The sequence below is a fragment of the Pelagimonas sp. genome (assembly GCF_050633425.1).
In the GTDB taxonomy this organism is placed as follows: Bacteria; Pseudomonadota; Alphaproteobacteria; order Rhodobacterales; family Rhodobacteraceae; genus Pelagimonas.
In genome coordinates, this window is sequence record NZ_JBOEGM010000003.1 from 60786 (window position 1) to 82119 (window position 21334).

Sequence of the window (21334 nt, forward strand, 5' to 3'; positions counted from 1 at the left end):
TATTGCTTTTGTGGCTTGGTCTCTTTCTTGTTCAACAGGTCCTCTTTCTCCGAGTATTGGACCCGCACAATCGGGACAATATCGGCCTCCGCTTTCGATTGGCTTTGACCCTATATGTATTGGGTGTGGCAATTTTTCTATCTGTGCCTCTTTATTTTGTGAGCCATGAAGATCCAATGATATTCATGCCTGCGGCCTTTGCACTGGTTGGCACTGCGATTTATACATTACAGCGCGCCAATCCGACCCGTGATGTGATTGCGATCGACACGTCATTTTTTGCCATTTGTTCTTTCTGGTCCGTTTTTATTGCGCAAACCCACTTCCTTCACTCGATAAGCTTTTACGCCTTATGCGTCCTTTGCGCCGTCGTCACCTATCTGTTCTTTCGCGCCCAACAGGTGGAGCAACAGCGACAACAGGCGCGGCGCGTGGCTGAACGGCGCTATGCGCAGGCCCAAAAGGCGCGGGCCCTGAACCAATTTGTTGGGGGCGTCGCCCACGACTTCAACAACCAAATCACTGCCATTATGGGCAATCTTGAACTCTTCGAATTGCTCGACAATCCGAGCGAACGACAATCGGCAATGCAGCAATGCCGGATTGCAGCGGACCGTGCTGCGCTGACAGTCCAACAATTGGTGGCCTCCAGTGGTCGCACACGTTTACAGCGTGTCGCCTTGGATATCTCGGAGTTTCTCCAAGACCTGAACCCGGTTTTCACCGACTTGCTAGAGCCCAATATCGACCTCGAAATCCGACCTGCTTACCACGATTTCATTGCAGATGTTGACCGTGACATGCTGGAAACCTGCCTTATTCAGCTATGTCTGAATGCGCAGGATGCGATGTCTGGCAACGGTCAGATTCAGATCGGCGCTCGGCGCGTTCTCAGTCGGCCCGGCTCAGGTTTGCCCCAGCCCGAAGCCGAGCCCCCATATATTGGCATCTATGTCCAAGACGCGGGGCCGGGTGTGTCGGATGAAACGTTAAGCAGACTGTCAGAGCCATTTTACACCACCAAGGGGGTCGGTGCGGGCACTGGCCTTGGGCTCTCTGCTGTCGCAGGGTTTGCGCGCCAATCAGGTGGGGCTTTGGTGCTCGATAATGCTTTGCCCAGCGGTTTGCATGTGATGATCTTGCTACCTGAGATCAAGGACGCCGCGGACTAAGCCCAATCGGGAACCTAAGTGTCGCCCTCTTCCTGCTCTTGATAAACGCCCTGCTCTTTGAGCGCGTCGATCACTTCTTTGGGCATGTAGTTTTCGTCATGTTTCGCCAGAATTTCAGAGGCTTCAAACACCCCATTCACATAGCGCCCCGTGCCGACCATGCCTTGGTTCTCTGCAAACAGATCGGGTAACACCCCTGAGAACACAACAGGGATTGTCGCGCCGCCATCCGTGACGCTAAAGGTGATGTCTTGGCCCTGGCCGCGGATCAACGACCCCTCTTCGACCAATCCACCAATGCGAAACGTTTCGTTTGGGGCTGGCGGCTCTTCGGCAATTTGCGACGGCGAGCGGAACAAGTTGATCCCGTCGCGCATCGCATAGCCAATCAAGGCGGTTGAAGCGATCAACGCCACTGCGGCCAATGCGATAACCTGCACCCGCCGCTTTTTCTTGAGATTTTTCAAAGCCATTTTCTATTCCGATCCGCCAGCCATGTCAGACAGTCTTTATATAGGCGACACAGATATATATTTGCAGTCCCCAATTGTCACACCCTATGCCATGGCCCCGAATTGGCTTCCTTGACTTTGCGCAAATGTGATGGCTCACAACGCGTTTACGGGAAACACGGGGCCAGCATCAAACCGTCGGTTTCCTCAACGCCCAGCATCAGGTTGGCGTTTTGCAACGCTTGGCCCGAGCTTCCTTTGGTCAGGTTATCAAGCGCGGCGACCACAATCACCCGGCCCGGAAGCCGATCCGCAACCACGCCGATATGGCAAAAGTTAGAGCCTCGAACATGATGCGTCGACGGCGTTTCGCCCATCGGCAAAACCTCTACAAAGGGCTCATCTGCATAAGCCGTGCGCAGCGCCGCGTCGACGGCGTCGGCATCGCCTTTGACATAGGCCGTCGCCAGAATGCCACGGTTGAATGGCCCCAGATGCGGAGTGAACTGGATTTTCACCTCACGGCCTGCAATCGCGCTAAACTCTTGATCAAATTCGCCCAAATGCCGATGGGTGCTGCCAACCGCGTAGGCGTTGGTGCCTTCGCTCAGCTCCGCATGCAACAGGTTCTCTTTGAGAGACCGCCCTGCCCCGCTCACACCACATTGCAGATCGAGGATGATGTCGTCCAGATCCACCACATGCGCCGCAATCAACGGCCGCAACACAAACTGCCCCGTCGCCGCGTTGCACCCGGTTCCAGCAACCAACCGCGCTTGGGAAATCTCGTCGCGGTAAAATTCGGTCAGGCCATAAACCGCTTCTGACTGCATCTCGATGGCTGAATGTGGGTTTCCGTACCACGCTTCATATTCCGCCGGATCGCGTAGCCGGAAATCAGCGGATAGATCGACGATCTTCACCGACTTGGGCAATTTCGAAATCACCTCTTGGCTGGTTTTATGCGGCAAGGCGCAAAAGCACAGGTCGATCTGATCATAATCGATCTGCTCCCAGGTTACCAAATCTGGCAAATCAAGGTGACGCAGATGCGGAAACACTTTGGCCAAGGGAAGACCCGCCTTGGAATTGGCGGCCAAGGCTTTGATTTCAAAGCTCGGATGCGTGGCAATCAGCCGGATGAGTTCAGCGCCGGTGTAGCCCGACGCGCCGATGATGGCGATAGAATGCGACATAAGAGGTCTCGTATTTATAGGGGATAGCCCGGCAATCGGGTCAGGAATCACAGATCAATGCGGGGTTGCAAAACCCCGTGTGCCAAAATCATCGTCGCAAGAATGGGACGCCATAGTCAGGCATGAATGATCTCCTTTGTCGGTGATATACCCGCGCAAGCGGCACAATTCAATGGGTTTGCAGCGCATAGGTTCAAAGCCAGCTTGGCCTTTTGCCGCGTCCGCTATGCTGCTAGAGGATGAACCGCGTTCAACACCACGAGGCCCCCATGTCAGAAGCGACCCAAGCCCGCAAAGCCGCCCTGCGCGAGAAACTCATAGAACTGGCCGAGGCCCAAATCGCCAAAGAAGGCCTGTCATCCCTGCGCGCGCGCAGCCTGGCCAAAGAGGCCGGCTGTGCTGTGGGGGCGATTTACACACATTTTGACGATCTCAACGCGCTGATCCTCGAAGTCAACGGGCGCACGTTTCGCCGGTTGGGCACTGCGGTTGCCGAGTCGGTCAAACAAGCCGCCGACCAGCCCCCGCGCGACCGTTTGATTGCCATGTCGCATGCCTATCTCCATTTTGCCGACGATCAACTGAGCCTGTGGCGCGCACTTTTTGATGTTGAGATGTCGATCGACGGCCCCGTCCCGCATTGGTATCTGGATGCGCTTGGCGGCTTGTTCTCCTATATCGCCGAACCGCTGGCCGATATGTTTCCCGACATGCCTGAACAAGAGCTCGATCTGATGACCCGCGCGCTGTTTTCGTCGGTGCATGGGATTGTGCTGCTCGGATTGGAGAAGCGGATTTCTGGCGTTCCTCTTGATCAAATCGAAATCATGATTGCGCAGGTTCTGTCCCGCATTCAGTGACGCGACGTCAGATGAACGGTGTTCAAGTCTCTCCTTGAACGCCGTTCACTACTCTTCTATATCAATTTCATGAACAGCGTTCATGCACTGAAGTGAAGTTGGAGAGCAACATGTTTGGAACTTTGAAAACCCTGATTGCAGGCGCAAATGCACGGGCCGAAGAAAACGTTCGTGATCATTACAGCGTTGAATTAATTGATCAAAAAATCCGCGAAGCTGAGGCAAGCCTCAAAGCCGCCAAATATTCCCTCGCAAGTTTGATGCAACGTGAACGGGCCGAAAGCCGTCAGGTCGCAACACTTGAAGGCAAGGTCAATGATCTGATGACCCGCGCCACAGAGGCATTGAAGGCTGAGCGCGAAGACTTGGCAACCGAGGCCGCCCAAGCCATCGCCCAAATGGAAAATGAGCTCACCCTGCGTCGCGAAACCGTGCAGCGGCTCGAAACGCGCATCCTGCAACTGCGCCATTCCGTCGACACGGCCAACCGCCGGATTATCGACCTCAAGCAGGGGGCCATCGCCGCCCGTGCCGCCAAGAAAGAGCAACAAATCCAAAAACGTCTGAACGCGCATATTGCCAAGGACACCTCCTTTGAAGAGGCCGAAGACCTGATCGCCCGCGTTTTGCAAAAGGATGACCCTTTTGAACAAGGGCAGATTCTCAAGGAAATCGACGCCGGATTGAACCAGTCCGATGTTGCGGATCGCATGGCCGCCCAAGGCTTTGGAACCGCGTCCAAAAGTACTGCAAATGATGTGCTGAACCGCATCAAATCAATGACCTGACCCACCACACTCAAATCCAACAACCGTTATAAAATTCAATACATTAGGAGAGACCCATGCAAAACGAATACAAAGAAAACGGCATGATCATGTTCATCAATATGGCAGGCGTTGCGCTGGCCTATATATTGCTCGGCATTTCGCTGTGGCTGTCTGTTGATGTGCCCCTCTCGACCAAAGGCTATTGGGCCATGGGGATCATCTTGCTGACCATCAGCTTGATCAACGTAGTGAAATACAAGTTTGACATGCGTATGAACTCTGATCGCCTGAACCGGATCGAAGAAGCCCGCAACGAGAAAATCCTAGAAGATGCGCTGCGCGAAGACATGTAACGCCGGAAAACCTTACACATAACCGCGACGCTCGCCCTAAACCGGCGGGCGTTTTGCATTTTGTGAACCCATTGGTGATAAAGCTTCTGGTTGAGTCCCTCCAAGCATTGCGACAAGGTGCGCGCATGAGTAACACAGACTATTTTTCGCCCGTCCCACCCTGGACCCTTTTCAAAAGACTTGGCGGGATTATCCCGATCTTTATTGCGGGTATCTGGGTCGCGACGCTCGTAATGTCGATTCTTGTGTTTGTGCAGGAGCGCCGGGTCGCGGCTCAGATGACATCCACCACCGCCACAGTGATTGGGCATGTGGTGCGTGAAGGGCTGGTCTTTGACAAACCGGCCATTATCTACAATCTGGATTTGACCTTCCATACCAGCGCCACCCAATCCGCGCGCGTGCTGCAACCGGTCGATAAGGCAAAATTCGATCAGATCAAAGATGGAGAGACCTTGCCGATTTGGTTTTTCCGCAACGATCCGACAATTTCAGAATTGGATTTCAGCCCGATCAGCGCCGGCATGAAAGCCTTATCGGTCATAAACTTGGGGTTTCTCATTTTGATACTGGCCACCTTGGTCGCGCCAATTCTGCGCACACGTTCCGCATTGCGAGCGCGTGCCAAGGGGCGGTGGTTTGACGCCACGGTGACCGGCGTCAAGACCGATTGGCCACCAACCCAAGACGGAAAAATGGCGCGTTTGCAGTGGCAAGATGAAGACGGGCAGGACGGTGAAAGCATGCGGCATCTTGAAACCAAGATGGAATCTTACCCCACGGGGTGCCGCATCAAAGTGGCCTTGGATGGTGATCAAACCTGGTGGATTGAGGATATCGGGCAGGAATTCTAACCCCGCCCGACATCCATATTTGAAAACAACAGGTTAGGCCGTTTCAAAGGTTATCTTACGGCGTAAAAACTGCGTTGCGTGATCCGATACTTTCTTGGCCTCACCGGTGGTCAAAAACGTGCTTGTTTCGCCAGCTCCGATCATCGCAGGATGGCGTTTCAGGTAATCCTTAAGCGAGGCCGCCACCAGATCAGCTTGCGAATACACCTTAACATCCGCACCCAATGCATCTTGGAAAATGTCTTGCATCAATGGGTAATGGGTACAGCCCAAAATCGCGGCCTGAGGCTCGGGCATTTTACGTTTTAGGGCGTCGACATGGCTGCGTACCAAGGCTTCGGCAAGGATCATGTCACCCTCTTCGATGGCATCAACCAACCCACCACAGGCCTGTGCTTCCACATCAACGCCGATGGCGCGAAACGCCAATTCGCGCTGAAACGCCCGGCTGCGCACCGTCGCCGGTGTGGCAAACAGCGCCACATGCTCAACCGCCACTTCGCGCGGTGGTGAATTATCCCCCCATTGGCGTTCAGTCAGCGCCTCAATCAGCGGCACAAAGACCCCCAAAACACGCTTATCCGCCGGGATCCAGCTTTCTTGCATCCGCCGCAGCGCCGCCGCCGATGCGGTGTTGCAGGCCAGAATGACCAGATCACAGCCCTCATCCCAAAGCCGCTCAACCGCAGCGGTGGTCAGGTTGTAAACATCATCCGCGTCACGCACCCCATAAGGCGCATGGGAATTGTCGCCATAATAGACAAATGGCACCTCCGGCATCGCTTTGGAGACCGCGTCCAGAACCGTCAAACCACCCAGCCCGGAATCGAAAATACCCACTGCCATTATACTACCCTCTGCCTGTGACCCTGCTTTAAGTGCGGATCTTGTGTTTTTCCTCAAACTCGAACCCATAGTCATAGGTTTGGCTTGGGTTCGGGGAAAGATCATAGGTTGATTTGCGTAGAAAATCCATCAATCCGCGCGCATCGCGGCTATATGTGTCAATTTCCGCCCGGGCGATCGGCTCACCGACACAAATGCGCACGGGCGTATCGATCCGTTTGCGAAATTCCTTGATCAGCAAGCCCATGCGCAACGTCGTATGCATGTGGCTGGCCAGTTGGAAAAGCCGCGATGTGTGCCCGTCAAAATAGATCGGCACCACCGTTGCGTTTGATTTCGAAATCATCCGCGCCGTAAACGTCCGCCAACCAGGGTCCATCGGCGGCCCAAAGGGTTTTTCCGCCGTCGCCACTGTCCCACCGGGAAAGATCCCGACGCAGCCACCCTGCCCTAGATATTTCAGACAATCCTTGCGGGTCTCAAGGTTCTGTTGAACAGCCTCACGTGTTTCGTCAAAGCTCACCGGCAAAATAATCTTGTCGAGTTCTTCAGCCTTGCGGAAAATCCTGTGGGCCAAAATCCGAAAATCACCGCGCGCCTGCGATAGGATATGCCCCATCATCAAGCCGTCCAGAATGCCATAGGGGTGGTTGGCGATCACGATCAGCGGACCATCCTTGGGAATATGAGCAAGCGCGCCGCCGATCACCTCTAGCTCAAGACCGTAGCGCTCAACCATGACCTGCCAAAAGTCACGCCCCTGCGCGACTTCGTCCTGATATCCGCTGGCACGCTTGATCACCCCAAGCCGCCCCGTCGCATTTTCCATCAACCGGATCATGGCGCGGCCCGGTTTGCTTTGCGCCGAATAGGCATAGGAAATGTCGCGCGCGATATGACGATTGTGTTTCATTCTGAGCCTCTACGTCTGGCGGCTCCTTACGGCATCGCTTGTGCAACGACCAGCGGCAGAAAGAGCCCTGACCGTCAATAATCTGAAATTTTGGTAAAAGATTTGTGACACCAAGGCCAAGCGCCCCACCACCTCAGGGCAACCACAAATGGGGCGGCGTCAGATAATTCTAGCCTCCGCAACCAAGGACTGCCATCCTCAAGCCAATTGTTATTTTAAAGATATAAAGGGTTTTGCCATGGAAGAACCACTTTGGTTACAAGTATTGGCCTTCTCGCCGCTGGCTTTTATCGTCATTGCTGTCATCTATCGCCTGCGCAAGAAACACCAAATTCAATCCACCCTGAAACAGCTCGACAGCGGGAACTGGGAATGGACGGATCGCAAAGGCAGGCGCCATGTCACCCATACAAACCCATTGGATGAGATGAAAAAGGATGGCGAAGAGGCGCATCGCGATTGGCATCGCAACAACTAGGTCCATCGCAGCGCTGCGTGTGTTGTCTGCCCCCAACTAGGGGGCAGTCCAAATTTTAGCCTTTGGTTGGGTCATTCGGCGTGGCGCTATTGCGCCGCCGCCCGTACCTCCGGCCCTTGTTTCAACGCCGCCAAAATCTCTTCGCGGCGCTTGGCGGCCTTAGCCTCATTGGCCTGTTTCACCGGACCAAAGCCCCGGATTTGCAAGGGCAGTTCGGCCAGCGCCACCAAGGCATCGCCATCAACCGACGCCGCTTTGGGCAACCATTCCGCCATATCGGCCTCGTATTGCTTGATCAGAGCGCGTTCCATTTTGCGCTCTTCTGTGCGGCCAAACGGGTCAAACGGCGTGCCGCGCAAGCCCTTCAGCTTTGCCAATATCCGAAACCCGCGCATCATGCCCATCCCGAATTCTTTCTTGGCCGGGCGACCGTTTGGTCCGGTCTTCGACAACAAGGGAGGCGCAAGATGGAAGGTCATTTTCAGATCGCCATCAAAGGCCTCAGCCGCTTTGGCCTCGGTCTCAAGATGCAAACGCGCCACCTCGTATTCATCCTTATACGTCAGCAACTTGTGGTAGCCCTTCGCAACGGCCTCTTTCAGCGCAGCATCACCCGATACCTGAGCCAAAAGGCGGTCATAGCGCTTGGCCAGACCATTGCCTTGATAAGCCACCAAATGATTGCGGCGGAAGGCGATTTTCTCGTCCAGTGACTTCGGTTTCGCCACCACATTCGGCGTCGAAAACGCATCCGCATCGGCCGGGAATTCCGCGGCCCAACGACCGATTTCAAAGGCACGCAGGTTCTTTTCAACCGCCGCCCCGTTGAGATCAATCGCCGTGGTGATGGCCTCGTGGCTCAGCGGAACAAGACCACGCTGCCATGCCGCGCCCAAAATCATCATGTTGGAAAAGATGCTATCGCCCAAAGTCGCTTTGGCCAGGTCCGAGGCATCAAACAGCGCCACCCGCTCCCGCATCCGGGCCTTCAGCGCCAATTGCAAACGGTCGGACGGCAAAGCGAAATTGGGGTCTTCGGTAAATTTGCCGGTGACGATTTCATGGCTGTTCACCACTGCGCCGGTGCGGCCTGAGCTGGTCAACCCAAGGGTTTTTGCCCCCGCCGAAACCACCAAATCACCGCCAATAAGCGCATCGGCTTCCCCGGTCGCGACACGGACCGCGCTGATATCAGACGGCTTTTCCGCCAGCCGCAAATGGATATGCACCGCACCGCCCTTTTGCGCCAAACCGGCCATTTCCATCATCGCGGCACCTTTACCGTCGACCTGCGCCGCCTGTGCCAAAACCGCCCCAATGGTGACAACCCCGGTGCCACCGACACCCGTGATGACAATATTATGTGTGCCACTGATCGCCGGCAAAGTCGGCGCGCTCAGCGCTGGCAATTCCAATTCGCGGGTCGCAGCCTTTTTGACCGTACCGCCTTGGACCGTGACAAAAGACGGGCAGAATCCGTTGACGCAGGAGAAGTCTTTGTTGCACGACGACTGATCAATCGCCCGCTTGCGCCCCAACTCGGTCTCGGCTGGGACGATGGACACACAGTTGGATTGCACCCCGCAATCGCCGCACCCTTCGCAGACATCCGTGTTGATAAACACCCGCTTGTCAGGATCAGGGAACAATCCGCGTTTGCGACGACGCCGTTTTTCAGCCGCGCAGGTCTGGATATATAGAATGACCGACACGCCCTTGGTCTTGGCCATCCGCGCCTGCACATTTGGCAGCTCGGCACGTTCCAGAAACTCCATCCCCTTGGGGAACTGGCTTTGATCGACGTCTTCTTTTTCGTCGTAAACGACCACAACGTTCGGCACGCCCATTGCGATCACTTCAGCAGCAATCCGAGGCGCGGTAAGCCCGCCTTCATTGGGCTGACCGCCCGTCATTGCGACCGCGTCATTATAGAGGATTTTGTAGGTGATTGTAGTGCCCGCAGCCAATGCCGCACGGATAGCCAAAGACCCGGAATGGTTGTACGTCCCGTCTCCCAGATTCTGGAACACATGTTCCGTCTTTGAAAACGGTGCCTCGCCAACCCAGTTCGCCCCTTCGGCCCCCATATGGGTAAACCCCGAGGTTTCGCGGTCCATCCACTGCACCATATAGTGACACCCAATCCCCGCATAAGCGCGGCTGCCATCTGGCACTTTGGTTGAGCTGTTATGCGGACAGCCTGAACAAAACCACGGTGTCCGCGTGGCGATTTCCTCTGCGTTATCGGCGCGGGTGATTTCGGCCAATTGGGTCATGCTGCCTTGGATTGCGTCGGTGCCACGCCCCTCTTCGATAAGAATGTCACCCAGTTTTTGAGCAATCCAAATCGGGTCAAGCGCACCGCGGGTCGGGAACAGCTCTTCACGGCCCATATTGCCGGTGCCGCCCTTGTACCAGCCGTAAACCCGGCGTCCTTTGCGGTTGTCAAAGATCGCCTCTTTGATCTGAACTTCGATCAGCTTACGCTTTTCTTCAATAACAACAATAAGATCGAGGCCATCAGCCCAATCGTTGAACCCCTTCATATCCAAGGGGAACGTCTGGCCAACCTTATAGGTCGTGATGCCAAGCCGCTCGGCCTCGGCCTCATCAATACCCAGCAAAGACAGCGCATGTTGCAAATCGAGCCAGTTCTTGCCAGCCGAGACAAAGCCAATCTTGGCCCCCGGCTTGCCCCACATGCGTTTGTCCATTTTGTTGGCATGGCTAAACGCTTCGGCGGCGTAGCGTTTGTAGTCAATCATCCGCGCCTCTTGGGCATGCGGTGTATCGCCAAGTCGAATATTTAACCCGCCCTCAGGCATGTTAAAATCCGTGGGCAAAACCAATTGCATCCGGTCAGGACGGCCATCAATAACAGCGGTGGCTTCCACCGTGTCCTTCATGGTTTTCAAACCGACCCAGACACCCGCATAGCGCGAAAGCGCCAAACCATAGATGCCATAATCAATGATCTCTTGGACCCCGGCGGGCGACACGACCGGCATATAGGCATCGACCAACGCCCATTCCGATTGGTGCAACACGGTCGAGCTTTCGCCCGTATGGTCATCGCCCATCGCCATCAGCACACCGCCATATTGCGATGACCCGGCCATATTCGCGTGACGCATCACATCGCCCGAGCGATCAACACCCGGCCCCTTGCCGTACCAAAGGCCAAACACGCCGTCATGTTTGCCTTCTCCGCGAAGCTCGGCCTGTTGCGCGCCCCAAAGTGCCGTGGCCGCCAAATCTTCGTTCAGCCCTTCTTGGAACGTCACATTGGCCTTGGTCAAAACCTTCTCGGCCCGGCTCATTTGCAGATCAACCGCCCCAAGGGGGGATCCGCGATACCCGGTCACATAGCCCGCCGTGTCGAGCCCGGCCGCCTTGTCACGGGCCGATTGCGTCAACATGAGGCGCACCAAAGCCTGTGTGCCGTTTAGCAAAACCTGATCTTTTGTGAGGTCAAATTTGTCGTTCAGTGAAACTTTTTGAGTGCTCATCGCGCGCCTCCCTTCGCCGAAGTATACCTTATCTTCGTTCAATATTAGGTCATAATTACTGACCTGTATAGGGAATTTTTTGTGATTTTCACCAGTTACGTTATGTTCTCCTTAATCTATGAGGGTATGTCGTAAAGACAGCGCTAACAAAGTCGAAAGTTGCGATTATGGACTGGGACAAGCTACGAATATTTCATGCGGTCGCCGATGCAGGCAGCCTCACCCATGCGGGTGATTCCTTGCATTTGTCGCAATCTGCGGTGTCGCGACAGATCCGGGCGCTTGAGGAATCTCTCAAGACAACCCTGTTTCATCGCCATGCGCGCGGATTGATTCTGACCGAGCAGGGAGAGCTTTTGTTTGACGCCACTTCGGCGATGATCAAACGGATCGAAGCCGCAACCGCCCGCATTCATGACAGCGAAGAAGAAGTGTTTGGCGAATTGCGCGTCACCACAACAAATGGGTTTGGGGCCATGTGGCTCGCCCCGCGCTTGGCCCGCCTCTACGAAAAATACCCGGATCTTAAGATTGATCTGATGCTCGAAGAACGCGTGTTGGACCTTCCCATGCGCGAAGCAGATGTCGCCATTCGGATGAAGGAACCAAGCCAGGCCGATCTGATCCGCAAACGCCTAATGGCCATTCGCATGCGGCTCTATGCGTCGCCCGATTATATCAAAGCGAACGGCATGCCGACCAGCATCGAGGACATGCAAGATCACCGTTTGATCTGCCAAAATCCACAATCCGCGCAGGTCAGCGCCGGTATGCAGCTGAACCAACAGCTTTTGGCTGTGGTCAAGACGACACTAACGGTGAACAACTATTTCGGTGTGCTGCAAGCGGTGCAGTCCAATCTCGGAATCGGCGTTTTGCCCAACTATATCATCGACGGGAACCCCCAGATCGTTCGGGTCCTGCCAGATGTCGAATCCGTAGAAGTGCCTGTTTTTTTGGCATATCCTGAGGAATTGCGTCAATCTAAGCGCGTTTCTGCATTCCGTGATTTTATCCAGGAAGAAATCACCGAACACCGCCGCTCCTTGCGCGCAATGATCGAGGCGAGCTAACAAGAATACAACCGATGCGGGAAAGTCACAGTGTGGTATGCACACAACGCATAGCGGCAATGCTGCAGTTGCGACATATTTATTCTTGATCGTTTATAAACCGATGCCATATTCAGCACATGATGGTGACGCGCTAGCAATAGCAGCACCATCACCTCCCTGTTGGACTTCGGCCGAGCTTTGAGCTCGGCCTTTTTTCTTTTGAGGGGACCGCCGTAAGCCCCTTGCAATCAAACACTGATGGGCCATCTTGCCAAGAAGCAATCAAAGGCCGTCTCGCGTGTCCGACAAAGTGCATCACAAAATTGCCCGCCCCTTGTGGGTGTTGCTTGGCGGTCTAAGCCTTGGGCTTGGCGTCATTGGCATTGTGCTGCCGATTTTACCGACCACCCCGTTTATCCTTCTGGCCGCGTTCTTTTTTGGCAAAGGCTCGCCGCGTTTGCGCCGCTGGCTTGAAACTCACCCGACCTTTGGCGCCCCGATTTTAACCTGGGAAGAGCATGGTGCAATCGCCCCCAAACACAAGAAAATGGCAGCAGTGATGATGCTCGCTGCCTTTTTGTTAAGCCTCGCCTTGCAATTGCCCGCCCATGTGCTGATCATTCAGGCAATCTGCCTGTCCGGCGCGGCCATGTATGTTCTGTCACGCCCCAACGGCCCGACAACATAACCATGGCTCCTCGCGGGACACCCACGGTTGGACAGGGCTGTCAAAGTATAGGCCTCTCAAATTATAGGCCTGTGAAACCATAGGCCCGCAAAAGCATAGGAATCCGTAACAATGGCCCCAAAATGTTCATTTGAATGCCAATGTGGCACCATGAAATGGCATATCAATGACGGAGCGCAGGGACGTCATGTCATGTGTTACTGTGCCGATTGCCAATCCGAAATCCGCCATCTGCATCAAGAAGATAGCTATCTGAAAAACGGCGGCACCCAGATTTTTCAAACGCTTCCCTCTGACTTTGTGTTTGACGATGGGCTGGATCAATTGGCTCTGATGCGCCTAGGCCCCAAGGGGCTATTGCGATGGTACGCGAAATGCTGCAACACCCCGATCGCCAACACACTACCGGCTCCGACCCTGCCCTTTGTCGGCGTGGTTCTTCCCACCGGTCACGATCATTTTGGCCGCATCTCAGCCTATGCCAACACCGAAGCCGCCTCTGTCAAAGTCCGACAGCGCGGCGTTGTCGGCGCAATCTACAGCCTGTTCTTTCGCGCCGCCAAATCCGCTCTCACGGGCACCGGTAAAAACACTCCGTTTTTCGATGCCAACAAGGCCCCAATCGTCGAACCAACCGTTCTCACACTGGAACAACGCGAGGCCGCCCGCCCTTAACAGACCCGAACAGACAGGTATCCCCCGCACCCCCCTTCCCCTTTGCGCAGACGTGTCGTAAAGAGCGCGCAACGCCTGCTGACGCCATATATAGGGGATATCCATGCAAGAACCGGCCATCACCACAGAGCTGATTGAATCCCACGGAATCAACGCCGAAGAATATGACCGCATTCTTGAGATCATGGGCCGCGAGCCGACCTTCACAGAGCTGGGGATTTTCTCGGCGATGTGGAACGAGCATTGCTCCTATAAATCATCAAAACTGCATCTGAAAAAACTGCCTGTCGATGGCCCTCAGGTCATCTGTGGCCCCGGCGAAAACGCCGGTGTGGTTGATATTGGCGACGGTCAGGCCGTGGTTTTCAAAATGGAAAGCCACAACCATCCATCCTACATCGAACCCTACCAAGGTGCCGCGACCGGCGTTGGTGGCATTCTGCGTGACGTCTTCACCATGGGGGCCCGCCCCATCGCCGCTATGAACGCGCTGAGCTTTGGTGAAAAAGACCACCCCAAAACCCGCCGCCTCGTCCACGGTGTTGTTGAAGGTGTCGGCGGCTATGGCAACGCGTTTGGTGTTCCGACCGTCGGCGGCGAAGTGCGCTTTCACCCCGCCTACAATGGCAACTGTCTGGTCAACGCCTTTGCGGCCGGCCTCGCGGATGCCGATAAAATTTTCTACTCTGCCGCCTCGGGCGTCGGGCGCCCCGTTGTTTATCTTGGCGCCAAAACCGGCCGTGACGGTGTTGGCGGGGCCACCATGGCCTCGGCTGAATTTGATGAAAGCATCGAAGAAAAGCGCCCCACTGTTCAGGTCGGCGACCCCTTCACCGAAAAACGCCTGATGGAAGCCACGCTTGAGCTGATGCAAACCGGCGCAGTAATTTCGATCCAGGACATGGGGGCCGCTGGCCTCACCTGTTCGGCCGTCGAAATGGGCGACAAGGGCAAACTGGGCGTACGCCTTGATCTCGAAAACGTGCCGCAGCGCGAAGAGAACATGACCGCCTATGAAATGATGCTGTCGGAATCCCAAGAACGGATGCTGATGGTTCTCGACCCCGCCAAAGAGGCCGAAGCCCGCGCTGTCTTTGTCAAATGGGATCTCGATTTTGCTGTTGTTGGCGAGACACTCGCCGAAGACCGCTTCCTCATCGTGCACAACGGCGAAGTCAAAGCAGATATGGAGCTGTCGAAGCTCAGCTCAACTGCCCCCGAATATGACCGCCTGTGGGTGGCCACTCCGGCGGCAGATCCGCTCGAAGACGTGCCCCAGATTGATGGGATCGACGCACTCAAAGCTCTGATCGGATCGACCAACTATTCCAGCCGCGAATGGGTTTACCAGCAATACGACAGCCAAGTTATGGCCGACACCGTGCGCGTGCCCGGCTATGGCGCTGGCGTGATCCGCGTGCATGGCACCGACAAGAAGCTGGCCTTCACCAGCGACGTAACTCCCCGTTATGTCAAAGCAAATCCAGTTGAAGGCGGCAAACAAGCCGTCGCCGAAGCCTTTCGCAATCTCTGCGCCACCGGGGCCAAACCCTTGGCAACCACCGACAACCTGAACTTTGGCAATCCCGAAAAGCCCGAAATCATGGGCCAGTTTGTCGGCGCATTGGACGGCATCGGTCAGGCCTGTATCGCGCTGGATATGCCGATCGTGTCGGGCAACGTCTCGCTCTATAACGAAACCGACGGTCAAGGCATTCTGCCCACGCCAACCATTGGCGCCGTTGGTCTGATTGCCGCCGACGAAAACCCAATCCTGGATTATGCACGCGACGGTCATGTTGCCTTGCTCATTGGTGAAACCGAAGGGCATCTGGGTCAATCCGCCCTTCTGGCCGAGGTCTTTAACCGCGAAGACGGCGACGCCCCATCTGTCGATCTCGCGGCTGAGCGACGCAATGGCGATTTTGTCCGCGCCCAGCGTGACCTGATCAAATGTTGCTCTGACCTCTCTGATGGTGGTCTGGCGCTGGCTGCATTCGAAATGGCCCAAGCCTCGGGCGTCGGCGTTCAGCTCGACACAGATGACACCGCGCAACTGTTCGGCGAAGATCAGGGCCGCTATCTGGTCGCTTGTAACTTCGATCAGGCCGAAGCCCTGATGATGGCCGCAGGTCAGGCCGGTGTGCCGCTCACTTCCGTCGGGAAATTCACCGGCGACACGGTGAAATTCGGCAGCTCCGAAGCCCCCTTGGAAGAGCTCTCGACCATCAGCCGCGAGGCTTTTGCAGGCTATTTCGCATGATCTTGAAACAACCCGCGCCGCGCGCCTCTGAGGGGCGTCGCGGCGCTGACTATTTTGACATGCACCCCTGACATGGACGGCCGATTACTTTGCCGCGCGCCCCGTGTCATACCGTTTTCAAAACATCTTAACTCAACGCCCGCCTTCCCCGGCCCAGTCTACTCCCGGCTCTGCTGCTCGGCCCAACAGTGGCGGCAGCGCAGTATGACCTCAGGCCCCGTCGCTTAAGCCCACTCGAACCTTGGCAACGCTCGCACTGATCCGACCATAAGGCCCCCCCTTTTCTATGCCCAACTGTCAGCCCCAGAATGCGCCGTTTTGGTTGGGCAAAATCTCGGAGTTTCCATACCGGAACACTGGGCTTTCGCCGCCTTTCGAACGACCAAAAGGTGTCCTTGCCACCTCAGCTTAACCGTTGAGAGTAAATTGCCGCCCCAAAGGCGCAGGGTTGGGCCGAGGTGTTCCCCGAGTTGACAGAAGATGAGCGTCGCTTGGGGCAACTCCCCGCTTTCACGCTGGAATAGATCGAGCAATGGTTGGAAACCTGTCCAGCTCAGAACTTGGGCCCACCCAATAATACTGGTCATGACACGCCAGTCATCGAAGGGTTGAATGTTATATCGACGCCTATTCCTGATATGGGCTTAGGTCAGCCGGTTGGGGCTGATTGGATGCGGCTGGGTGTAATCAACGGTGGCGCACCAATACCGGATCGAATCGCTGAAAGGTTGAGCTGTAGGGAGTTCGAAACCTTTGACGATTTTCGCGAAGCCTTCTGGAAAGAAGTCGCGACGGATCCTGAACTGGCGCGGCAGTTTCGCCCTTCAAACCAAACAAGAATCGCGAACGGCCGGGCCCCGTTTTAACCGCCCCATGAGCAAGTCGGAAATCGGGGTAAATTTGAGCTCGATCACATAGACCCTCTCATTCGCGGTGGAGATGTGTATGATGTCGACAATCTCGAAATCATGACACCAAAAGCACATATCGAGAAGACCAGAAATGATTGAAGCTCTTAGAAAATATCAACTCAATCAATTCACTAAATCAGAATTTTTGAAGTTCATTGATGACATATCGAATGATCGGGCCAAAACCGAAGAAGAAAACGAAGCGTGGGGGCGGCATTTTGATCAAATAGTTAAACCTCACCCGCAAAAAAACGGTCTTTTTTTTTGGCCTGAAGAAGGTGCCGACGATACTCCAAAAGGCATCGTCGCCGAACTCGAGCGTTATTGCCGTGAGAACGGGATACCTGGTTTCAAAGACAGTGATTTCTTAGGCAGGGGGTAAAGGCTTGGGCAAAGTGCCAGATAAATTTGGGTGCAAATTGGTTCTGTGGCGTTTTGGTACCTAACCAATTGCAGCCATTTCTTCGAAAGCCAGGGCCAGCCGAATGGCTGCGACTGGGCTTAATCGGCGGCAGTGCACCGAAACCAGTGGCAGGATTACCTAGTACTGTCACGATAGTTGCCGAAGAGTTCAAGGCCCTGAAATAGGTACAGAAAGTCTTACTCCTCATAGGCGACGGTGTCTTGGTAGGCTGACGCTACATGGACACAATAAAACTACCTTGATGAAGTGATCAAAAGCCGATCTTCGCGGGTATGTAACAAAGTGGCGCTATGTCCGCTCTGCAACACTCCAACCAAAGTCATCACTGCAAAGCACACCAATGGCCGGTTTTTTTGCGGCGTTGCAGCGTGGCAAAGTCGGGTTGTCAGCGGGATAGCCCGACTTTACAAAGCCCCCTGACTGCGCCCAGCGGGCTTACGCACGATCCAAGTTCGCGCAGGGCCATTCGCTTCAGCCTGAGGTGACTGTTGTCAGCCCAATAACGACATTAGAGTGAAGTGCAGCACTGGGAAGCTTTGATTTGGGATTCAGCCGTTAGTCTCGTTTGCAAAGGTTGCAGGTCAAAGCGGTCATTCCTCGAGATTTGTCGAAAGCCGGCGTTCACATTCGCTTCCGCGACTGCTCTTGCAAGCCGCTTGCGTGTGACGCGTTAATTGAGGCTGAGGTTTAAAATGCGATCATCGTGAGACTACAATATTTTCGCCTTTTGGAAGGGGGAGCATGCAAATTTATTAGGGTAATCAACCATCGAAGTTACCTCAGGGAATGCATTGAATTATGCCGGAACGCACGCAACGGTTCAGTCGATTAACCTTGTACATACTTTGTTAAGGATTGAATGTCTGGCAATAATGATTTGATTCGATGGAAGGATTGTATCCATGGCGAGTGTGAACTTCGAATACACAGCGACAACTGAAACCGTATCCGTAAATGAAAGTCACTTTGGTCTCAATTTACTGTTCCACCGGGACGAAGTGAACGGAAATCAAGACATCGATACCGACTACGAGATCGTCGCGGATAGTGTTGTCACCAATGTGATCCGCTACCCTGGTGGAACCATTACTGAACAGTTTTTTGACCCCGATAATCCGAACCTTTCCAATCCGGAAATGGATTTCTTTGAAGGCGAAGCGCTGACATCAGGGGAATCAGAAAGTATTAATCTCACCCCCCTTGACGACGTGTTTGAATACGCGGCGGAAACAGGTTCCGAGCTAGTTATCGTCATTCCGACCTATCGATATTTTGACGCATTAGAACCCGGAAAAATTTCTGACGCAAACAAGAAATTGATTCAAGATTTTGTGGAATATGTAATTAACCACACTTTGGTTACTAGCGGTGCTGTTAAAATCGCGGGGTTTGAAATCGGTAATGAGTGGTATGACAAAAAGTACGAATGGAGTGCCAGTCAATACGGAGAGTTCGCGAATGAGGTTGTAAAAGCTATCCAATCTTCGATCAATGAGTATGTCGAGAATGGGATCGACCCGAAGATTTTTGTTCAATCCAGCAACGTGAAACCTAAGGATGGCGTCGATTTAACACGGGACATAAAGGACGCGTTCGATGATCAAGGGCTCGCTGATGTCGATGGAGTTGTGACCCACTTCTATACGACAAACTCCGGCGGTCACAATCCAGCAATCTTCGGTGGCGGAAATCCATTGGGATCTGGCTCAGGTATCCAAGATCGATTGGAAAATATCTCCGAAGTCTGGGGTGAGGACACTCCGATTCTAGTTTCGGAATGGAATGTCGGTGCGAATGGGCCGGATAACACGTCGTTACCGGGCTTAATGCGAAATGCTCCTTTTTTGCGAACCTTTGCAGAAATGATCGAAAACGGTGTCGATACGGCTACGTTTTGGACCGCTATCTCTCCCGGAAATGGAGCAGAGTCCTTAACTACGAGGGGCAATCCGCTGGAACTCACTCCAACTGGTTACCTCTACCGGATGCTTTCGCAAAACGTAATTGGCAAAGACCTGCACACTCAAATCTCGAGTTTCAAACTGGAAGACTCGGCCGGGGTTCACCAAGGTTATTCAATGGTTTTTGAGAGTGAAGACCAAACGGTAATCTATTTTACTTCCGGAATTGGTGAAGACCTTGATATTACTGCCGATCTATCTGGTCTAATTGACGCAAACTCCCATGTCTATGCTACGCGGTTGAGTATGGAAGGCGATGATCACACTTCGTATTACGGTAAGGGAGAGATCTTCCACGAAACTTCTGGGCAGTTAGGCCTAGACCTGAGCCTAACAAACGGAGTGACCACGGACGCTGTAGCCAACATCATACTGGACGACTACGAGCTGATCCAGATTGTTATTACAAATGAGCTTTCCAGTACCGGCGTCTATCTCTTTGGTGATGACCAAAATGCATCCACCGACACACTCATTGGAACTATCAACGACGACACTCTCATCGGCAACGATGGAGAAGACAGCCTTGAAGGCGGATCAGGCAGTGACTCACTTGATGGAGGAGGACAAGCGGACACCATTATAAGCGGTGCCGGTAATGATACTGTCCAGGGCGGCTACGGGAGTGATAGCATATTTTTGGATGCTGGAAACGACCTGTTTGTCGACACTGATCAGGGCGGGATTTATGGACAAGACTGGGTCGATGGTGGCGCTGGAAACGACACGTTTACTGGTGCCGGAGGGAATGACACCTATTATGGAAAAGATGGCGACGACTCTATAACTTCTGGGTCCGGAAACGATGCGTTGTTTGGTGGTAACGGCGCTGATTTTATCGATGGAGGAGCTGGCAATGATAGCCTTCGAGGATCATGGGGAACGGACCACATTGTAGGTGGAGACGGTAATGATGACATCGGCGGAGGCCGAGACAACGATTCGATAGATGCCGGCAATGGGAATGACACTATTTGGGGCGGAACCGGCAACGATAGTGTCTCACTTGGTGACGGTGCGGATGTGTTTCATGACACGGCTGACACGGGTTCCGATGGTCATGACTCGGTCACCGGGGGTAGCGGCAATGACACGTTCAACGGGGTAAACGGCGATGACTCGTATAATGGGAATCAAGGTCATGACGTCATTTACGGCGGGGCAGGGAATAACTTCCTTAGGGGGGGTAACGATCACGACACGCTATCCGGTGGAACCGGGAATGACACGATCATTGGTGGGACCGGGAATGATATCCTGAATGGTAATGCAGGGATTGATCGACTTGCAGGCGGCACCGGAGCAGACGTATTTGTGTTTGACGATCCGTCCGATGCGCCTAAAGGCAGTTCAACGGTCGAACGCATCACTGATTTTGAATCTGGTGTCGATAAAATTGATCTTTCGAATATGGATGCCAATATCAACGTTAACGGTGAACAATCGTTCCAGTTTATCGGAACAGCCTCACATGGTTCCTCGGGAGACGCAACGCTTCGATACAGTGTTTTCGGAAACGACGTTTATATTTACGGTGATGTTAATGGCGACGATTCCGGTGACTTTGTAATCGTACTCGAAGACGTCGGTGTGGGATTCGAACTGTTAAACACGGATTTCATCCTTTGACTTAAATGGGCTGGGCCCCATCGTCTCAGCCCATCTCCAGTTCGGTAAAACAACTCATTGCTTCGAGGAATGTTTGCTGTCAATTGATCGAGCTGTTGCTAAGGGTATTTGATGTCTGCTTCGGTGAAGCCTCAGCGCTGCATTTTAGCCTTCGAAAATAGCTAGATTAGGTCGTCACCTCCGAACTCCTCCAGTTCTGGCCTGACTTTGCAAACTCCACTACCTGCGCCAACCGGACCTACGCACGATCCAAGTTCGCCCAGGGCCGTTCGCTTCAGCCTGAGATGACCGGTCTGAGCCTAAAGTGACCAATGCTGCTTGTTTG

General features: G+C 54.1%; 17 protein-coding genes and 1 pseudogene. 13 read left to right on the forward strand and 5 right to left on the reverse strand.

The genetic code is table 11. The features are described 5' to 3' along the window. The first annotated feature begins 176 nt into the window (after positions 1-176). Positions 177-1172, forward strand: a complete 996-nt coding sequence (locus tag ACRBB0_RS01630; RefSeq protein WP_431372647.1) for a sensor histidine kinase — start codon at positions 177-179, stop codon at positions 1170-1172. A gap of 14 nt (positions 1173-1186) precedes the next feature. Here ACRBB0_RS01630 and ccmE read toward each other — a convergent pair whose 3' ends face one another. After that, on the reverse strand, positions 1187-1645 hold the full coding sequence (gene ccmE, locus ACRBB0_RS01635; RefSeq protein WP_431372648.1) for a cytochrome c maturation protein CcmE: 459 nt from the start codon (positions 1643-1645) through the stop codon (positions 1187-1189). A gap of 146 nt (positions 1646-1791) precedes the next feature. After that, positions 1792-2820, reverse strand: coding sequence for an N-acetyl-gamma-glutamyl-phosphate reductase (argC, locus tag ACRBB0_RS01640; protein WP_431372649.1), 1029 nt, complete (start codon positions 2818-2820; stop codon positions 1792-1794). Positions 2821-3089: 269 nt separating this feature from the next. Here argC and ACRBB0_RS01645 point away from each other — a divergent pair, with 269 nt between their 5' ends. The 4 genes from ACRBB0_RS01645 (at position 3090) to ACRBB0_RS01660 (ending at position 5657) form a co-directional block, all read left to right on the forward strand. Continuing rightward, positions 3090-3680, forward strand: a complete 591-nt coding sequence (locus ACRBB0_RS01645) for a TetR/AcrR family transcriptional regulator (protein WP_431372650.1) — start codon at positions 3090-3092, stop codon at positions 3678-3680. Between the two features lie 110 nt (positions 3681-3790). Then, positions 3791-4468 carry a PspA/IM30 family protein gene (locus tag ACRBB0_RS01650; RefSeq protein ID WP_431372651.1) on the forward strand — a complete coding sequence of 226 codons (678 nt, stop codon included), beginning with the start codon at positions 3791-3793 and terminating at the stop codon, positions 4466-4468. A 56-nt stretch (positions 4469-4524) separates the two neighbouring features. Continuing rightward, a complete protein-coding gene (locus tag ACRBB0_RS01655; RefSeq protein ID WP_431372652.1) occupies positions 4525-4803 on the forward strand; it encodes a hypothetical protein in 279 nt (92 codons plus the stop codon). Between the two features lie 125 nt (positions 4804-4928). Next, positions 4929-5657 carry a hypothetical protein gene (locus ACRBB0_RS01660; protein WP_431372653.1) on the forward strand — a complete coding sequence of 243 codons (729 nt, stop codon included), beginning with the start codon at positions 4929-4931 and terminating at the stop codon, positions 5655-5657. 33 nt (positions 5658-5690) lie between these two features. Here the strand turns inward: ACRBB0_RS01660 and murI are convergent, their stop codons facing one another. Next, a complete protein-coding gene (murI, locus tag ACRBB0_RS01665; RefSeq protein ID WP_431372654.1) occupies positions 5691-6503 on the reverse strand; it encodes a glutamate racemase in 813 nt (270 codons plus the stop codon). A gap of 28 nt (positions 6504-6531) precedes the next feature. Next, the gene (locus ACRBB0_RS01670) at positions 6532-7416 is read right to left on the reverse strand and encodes a lysophospholipid acyltransferase family protein (protein ID WP_431372655.1); all 885 of its coding nucleotides are present in this window, start codon (positions 7414-7416) and stop codon (positions 6532-6534) included. A gap of 238 nt (positions 7417-7654) precedes the next feature. Between ACRBB0_RS01670 and ACRBB0_RS01675 the strand changes: the two genes are divergently transcribed. Next, positions 7655-7894 carry a hypothetical protein gene (locus ACRBB0_RS01675; RefSeq protein ID WP_431372656.1) on the forward strand — a complete coding sequence of 80 codons (240 nt, stop codon included), beginning with the start codon at positions 7655-7657 and terminating at the stop codon, positions 7892-7894. An 86-nt stretch (positions 7895-7980) separates the two neighbouring features. Here the strand turns inward: ACRBB0_RS01675 and ACRBB0_RS01680 are convergent, their stop codons facing one another. Next, positions 7981-11403 carry an indolepyruvate ferredoxin oxidoreductase family protein gene (locus tag ACRBB0_RS01680; RefSeq protein ID WP_431372657.1) on the reverse strand — a complete coding sequence of 1141 codons (3423 nt, stop codon included), beginning with the start codon at positions 11401-11403 and terminating at the stop codon, positions 7981-7983. Between the two features lie 167 nt (positions 11404-11570). Here ACRBB0_RS01680 and ACRBB0_RS01685 point away from each other — a divergent pair, with 167 nt between their 5' ends. From ACRBB0_RS01685 to ACRBB0_RS01715, 7 genes and pseudogenes are all read left to right on the forward strand, one after another. Further along, positions 11571-12476 carry a LysR family transcriptional regulator gene (locus ACRBB0_RS01685; RefSeq protein ID WP_431372658.1) on the forward strand — a complete coding sequence of 302 codons (906 nt, stop codon included), beginning with the start codon at positions 11571-11573 and terminating at the stop codon, positions 12474-12476. A 280-nt stretch (positions 12477-12756) separates the two neighbouring features. Then, on the forward strand, positions 12757-13146 hold the full coding sequence (locus ACRBB0_RS01690; RefSeq protein ID WP_431372659.1) for a YbaN family protein: 390 nt from the start codon (positions 12757-12759) through the stop codon (positions 13144-13146). 111 nt (positions 13147-13257) lie between these two features. After that, a complete protein-coding gene (locus ACRBB0_RS01695) occupies positions 13258-13821 on the forward strand; it encodes a DUF6151 family protein (protein WP_431372660.1) in 564 nt (187 codons plus the stop codon). Positions 13822-13924: 103 nt separating this feature from the next. After that, positions 13925-16084, forward strand: a complete 2160-nt coding sequence (gene purL / locus ACRBB0_RS01700) for a phosphoribosylformylglycinamidine synthase subunit PurL (RefSeq protein ID WP_431372661.1) — start codon at positions 13925-13927, stop codon at positions 16082-16084. A 638-nt stretch (positions 16085-16722) separates the two neighbouring features. Further along, positions 16723-17094 (forward strand): annotated as a pseudogene (locus ACRBB0_RS01705) (HNH endonuclease signature motif containing protein). Beyond that, the gene (locus ACRBB0_RS01710; RefSeq protein WP_431372662.1) at positions 17087-17377 is read left to right on the forward strand and encodes a bacteriocin immunity protein; all 291 of its coding nucleotides are present in this window, start codon (positions 17087-17089) and stop codon (positions 17375-17377) included. Before ACRBB0_RS01705 ends, ACRBB0_RS01710 begins: the two are co-directional and overlap by 8 nt. A 944-nt stretch (positions 17378-18321) precedes the next feature. After that, positions 18322-21009 (forward strand): calcium-binding protein, encoded by a 2688-nt coding sequence (locus ACRBB0_RS01715; protein WP_431372663.1) that lies wholly within the window; start codon positions 18322-18324, stop codon positions 21007-21009. Positions 21010-21334: the final 325 nt, after the last annotated feature.